Consider the following 4483-nt stretch of genomic DNA (forward strand, 5'->3'; position numbering starts at 1 on the left):
TTTTAGGATTTGGTGGTGCTGGGCTAGATGCGACGAGCAAGGCTAAAAATTTAAGCGGTGGCGAGAAACAAGGACTTGCGATCGCTAGGGCGATATATTTTCGCTCTAAAATTTTGATACTAGATGAGCCAACAACAGCGCTTGGAGTAGATCAGAGCAAGCGTTTTATGGACTATCTAAAGTTGCTAAAAGAGCAAAATTTAAGCACGATCATCATCACTCACGACCTCAATCAAGCCTTTAATCTAGCGGATAGATTTTTCTTTTTGCGTGGCGGCAAGGGACACAAAGAGCTGCCAAGAAGCGAAATTTCTAGCATAGATGAGCTATATAAGGCCTTTTATGAGTAAGAATTTAGTCATCACACTCATTTTATTTGCTATTTTAGGCGTCTTTGCAGCATTTGCTCCAGATGTATTTTTATCAAAAAATATATACTTTAGCTACCTTGTTAGCGTACCGATCATCGCCATTTTGGCGCTTGGGCTCTTACCGCTCATAATTGCTGGCGAATTTGATATGAGCTTCCCATCGGTTATGGCGATAAGCGGCTTTGTTTTTGCCTATATCTTTAAATTTAGCTCTAGCCTAGCTCTTTCACTGGTGGTAAGCTTGGCCGTGGGCGCTGCTTGCGGTGCTTTAAATGCCTTTTTAGTCGTAAACGCACGCATCCCATCTATCATAGCTACCATCGGCACGCAGTTTTTCTGGAGGGGACTAGCTACTGTGGCTAGCGGCGGACTAGCTGTCTCTTTAGCCACAGCCGATGGAGCGATAAAAGAGCTTTTGATAGGGCGAGCATTTGGCATCCCAGCTCAGTCTATCATAGCCGTAGTGATCACATTTTTAACCTATATAGTGATCTTTAGACATAAATTTGGCGATGGCATACTCTTTACTGGCGACAACCAAAAGGCCGCCAAAATGCTAGGTGTGGACGTAGCCAAGGCAAAGTACCTACTATTTATCAACACAGGCGTGATGAGCGCGCTAGCTGGCGTTATCTTGAGCCTAGAGTTTATCAACTGGTGGCCGACACAGGGGGATGGATATATGCTCCTTGTCTTTGCGGCGATATTTTTGGGTGGTACTGGCGTAAATGGTGGCAGCGGAAGCGTCTATGGCACGCTTATAGGCTCAATAATCATTGGCATAATGGAAAGTGGCATCGTAGCTATGGGCTTTGATGCATTTTATACTCGTATGATTTATGGTGCGACCATCGTTATCTCTGTGGTGATATATGCCAAATTTGACCACACTGGCAAAGTAAATTTAAAATAGCTCACAGCAAAGTTTAAATTTTGTAGCAAACTACGCAGGGGTTGCTATGTAAAAGGGCGAAGCGATCGCGCTTTTAGTAAAAAGTGGCACAGAGCCTGAAAATTTAGAGCAAATTTTAAAAGAGAGTAGCCTTGCTCCTATCATGATGCCAAGCTATATATTCATCGTTGATGATATACCAACGCTTGCAAGCGGCAAGGTTGATTTTAAGGGCGTTAAAGCTCTAGCGGTCTCACTTTTACAGGGGTGAGCCACCCCTTTTTTATAAATTTGTTTTGTTAAATTTAAAGAGAGAATTTAGCTAGAAGATCTAGCTAAATTTAGATTAAATAAAGTGTGGTTTTATCTGCTCTATCCAAGCTGAAATTCTACCCTCTGTCTTGTCGCTTTCGTTATCAGCGTCAAGCGCTAGGCCTACAAATTTACCATTTCTTACGGCATCAGAGCCATCAAATGTATAGCCATCAGTGCTAACCTCGCCCACTACCTTTGCGCCAGCTTTTACGACCTCATCGTAAAGCTTTGCCATGCCGTTACAGTACTCATCTGAGTAGCTCTCGCTATCACCCATGCCAAAAACAGCGACCGTTTTGCCGTTTAAATTTAACGCTTTAAAGTCAAACGCGTCCCAGTCATCTTGCAGGTCGCCGCTGCCCCAGGTCGATGTGCCAAGGATGAGCTTATCAAAGCTATTTATCTTTGCCGCATCCACGTCAGAGACGTTTAAAAGCTCGTTTTTAAGGCCTAGACCTTCGCTTATAAGTTTTGCTGCATCTTCGGTATTTCCCATGCTGCTTCCAAAAACTATACCTATCATTTTTATCCTTTTTAAAAAATTTTACTAATAATCGTATAAGGCACGAGCTTTATGCACCCTCTTGCAAAGCAGTGCCTAACCTCAACGTGCCGCCTAAATTCCTCATTTCTAGGGCAGACGATATAAACCATCTCGCACTCACTACCAAGCGCGCAAACGGCCCTATCTATATCGTCGTTTAAATTTCTCATATCATCAAAGCTCACTTTTTTAAAGCTTGGCATGACGCTGAGCAAATTTTTGCCATCTTTTTTGACCGAGATGACGCCGCCATTTAGCACGACCTCTTTGTCCTGATGGCGGAGGCGTATTTTATCATAAACAAATTGACTAAACATCTGCGCTGCGTCGATACAAAGCTCAAATTTACCGCTTGCATAAAGCATTTTTATCATCTTTGCAGCGGCCATTTTTGGCTCTTTAGCTATAAATTTGATCTTTGAGAGATCATCTTTTAAGTAGCTATTTATGATGATGTTTGAGGGCAGGCAAAAGCGGCTAGCGGGTTTAAAGCTTAGATACTTCTCGCGAAGTAAGAAATTTATCCTAGCATCAAAAATATCTTTGAAATTTAGAAATTTAGCGTAAGAAAGCGGGATCTTTAGCTCGCTTTCAACGCCAACATTATAAAGTGCGATGAAAATTTTCGCACGTGAAAGCTTATCAAGCTTTGCAAAAATACTTGGAGTTATTTCGCCAATATCTGATAAAAACCCGAACTTCATCGATTATTCTTTGCATCCAAATTCCTTATCTAAGCCAAAGACCTTACAATACTCGCAAAATACGCAACTAACGCTTCTTTTAGCACAAACGATAGGGATATTTCTCTTTTTTGCTTGAGTTTTAATGGTCTTCATCGTGTTGTGGTTTAAAAAGCTAGTGAGCATCACCACGCACTCGGTGTCTTGTGGGATCGGCTTACGATTTACGCGGTTTTCATTTCTAGCGTCCCAGTGCTCTATCTTCTCAGCCCCCAAATCATGCAAAACCGCCTTAATAGGCGTTATCTCATCTGCTCCGATAACTAAAACTGACATAACAAGCTCCTAATTTTTATTTGTTTTTCTGATAACGATTATAAAAAAGGTTAGCTAAAATTATTCTTAGTTATGATATTTATTATCACTTATTTGTAGAAATTTGTAACGTTTTTGGTTGTTTAAAAAGGCTAAATTTACTCAGCCTTTTTAAATTTAACTGCTGCAACTAGAAAGATGACAAGCCCAGCCACTGCAAAAAAGCTACCAACGTTGCCGATATTTTGCTCGCCAAGATGAACTATCGTTTGATGACCTATTAGCGCGCCTGCTCCTATGCCGATGTTATAAATGGCTGAATATATCGCCATCGCAGCGTCCGTGGCATTTGAGGCTAAATTTAGCACCTTTATCTGAAAGCTCATATTTATCCCAGCTATGCCAAGACCCCAGATAAAGGCAAGAACTAGCATAAAAGTCTCATTTGTAGCGATCAAATTTAGCGCCAGCAAGCAGGCTAAAATGATCGCTATTGAGATAGCTGTAAAGGCAGTTGGTATGAGCTTATAAAATTTAGAGAAAAGCACGCTTGCTACGATACCAGCGACGCCAAATAAAAGCAAAAATATAGTTATAAATTTACCATCAAAGCCGCTTATATCTTTAGCAAATGGCTCGATGTAGCTATAAGTGCTAAAATGCGCGCTGATAACGATAGCAGTTAGCAAAAATATCACCATCAAAAAGCCATTTCTAGCAAGCTCAGGCAAACTCTTTAGCGAGCCTGAGTTTTTACTAGGCAAAAGTGGCAAAATTTTATATAGCCAAGCACCAACGCCCACAGCAAAAATTCCTATGAGCCCAAATGTGACACGCCAGCCCAAGCTATCGCCTAAAATCCTGCCAAGTGGCAAGCCAAGTATCATCGCCATCGATGTGCCAAGTGCTAGCAGTCCCAGAGCTTGCGAGCTTTTATTGATAGGTGCCACCCTAACGGCAAGCGAGGCGGTGATCGACCAAAATATGGCGTGTGCGATGGCTATTAGCACGCGAGCTATGACTAAAACGGTAAAATTCCAAGCAACAGCGCAAAGTGCGTGAGAAGCGACAAAAATGATAAAAACCTTTAAAAGTAGCGACCTTCGCTCTAAATTTGCAGTTAAAAGCATAAATGGTAGCGAGAGTATCGTCACACTCCACGCATATATCGTGATGATGAGCCCAGTATCAGCCGTACTCATGCCAAAATCCTTTGCTATGTCGCTTAAAAGAGGTACTGGCACGAACTCAGTTGTATTAAATATAAAAGCTGCAAAAGCTAACGCGATAACCCTTAGATAGGCTATTTTATGAATATTTATCAAAATTTCATCCTTTTTACTTTGCCTCTACAATATTAAAA

General features: G+C 41.4%; 6 protein-coding genes. 2 read left to right on the forward strand and 4 right to left on the reverse strand.

Translation table 11 applies throughout. From position 1 onward, the window contains the following. Both Q0296_RS01275 and Q0296_RS01280 read left to right on the forward strand, forming a co-directional pair. Positions 1 to 350 (forward strand): ATP-binding cassette domain-containing protein (locus Q0296_RS01275; protein ID WP_298035779.1); only part of this gene is annotated, 350 nt, incomplete at its 5' end. Beyond that, positions 343 to 1284 (forward strand): ABC transporter permease, encoded by a 942-nt coding sequence (locus tag Q0296_RS01280; RefSeq protein ID WP_298035781.1) that lies wholly within the window; start codon positions 343 to 345, stop codon positions 1282 to 1284. The genes Q0296_RS01275 and Q0296_RS01280, both read left to right, overlap by 8 nt. Before the next feature lie 325 nt (positions 1285 to 1609). On the opposite strand, the gene fldA is transcribed toward Q0296_RS01280, so the two are convergent. The 4 genes from fldA to Q0296_RS01300 form a co-directional block, all read right to left on the reverse strand. Further along, positions 1610 to 2101 carry a flavodoxin FldA gene (gene fldA / locus Q0296_RS01285; protein ID WP_298035783.1) on the reverse strand — a complete coding sequence of 164 codons (492 nt, stop codon included), beginning with the start codon at positions 2099 to 2101 and terminating at the stop codon, positions 1610 to 1612. Between the two features lie 11 nt (positions 2102 to 2112). After that, positions 2113 to 2826 carry a hypothetical protein gene (locus Q0296_RS01290; RefSeq protein ID WP_298035784.1) on the reverse strand — a complete coding sequence of 238 codons (714 nt, stop codon included), beginning with the start codon at positions 2824 to 2826 and terminating at the stop codon, positions 2113 to 2115. A 3-nt stretch (positions 2827 to 2829) separates the two neighbouring features. Further along, positions 2830 to 3141 carry a DUF2325 domain-containing protein gene (locus Q0296_RS01295; RefSeq protein WP_002939277.1) on the reverse strand — a complete coding sequence of 104 codons (312 nt, stop codon included), beginning with the start codon at positions 3139 to 3141 and terminating at the stop codon, positions 2830 to 2832. A gap of 137 nt (positions 3142 to 3278) precedes the next feature. Further along, the gene (locus Q0296_RS01300) at positions 3279 to 4445 is read right to left on the reverse strand and encodes a sugar transporter (RefSeq protein ID WP_298035789.1); all 1167 of its coding nucleotides are present in this window, start codon (positions 4443 to 4445) and stop codon (positions 3279 to 3281) included. Positions 4446 to 4483: the final 38 nt, after the last annotated feature.

The sequence above is a fragment of the uncultured Campylobacter sp. genome (assembly GCF_937890585.1).
Lineage (GTDB): Bacteria > Campylobacterota > Campylobacteria > Campylobacterales > Campylobacteraceae > Campylobacter_A.

What these genes read in the sequence shown, in the direction of transcription:
- Q0296_RS01280 (WP_298035781.1), top strand. Translation starts at nt 343, where the DNA reads ATGAGTAAGAATTTAGTCATCACACTCATTTTATTTGCTATTTTAGGC.
- fldA (WP_298035783.1), bottom strand. Translation starts at nt 2,101, where the DNA reads ATGATAGGTATAGTTTTTGGAAGCAGCATGGGAAATACCGAAGATGCA.
- Q0296_RS01290 (WP_298035784.1), bottom strand. Translation starts at nt 2,826, where the DNA reads ATGAAGTTCGGGTTTTTATCAGATATTGGCGAAATAACTCCAAGTATT.
- Q0296_RS01295 (WP_002939277.1), bottom strand. Translation starts at nt 3,141, where the DNA reads ATGTCAGTTTTAGTTATCGGAGCAGATGAGATAACGCCTATTAAGGCG.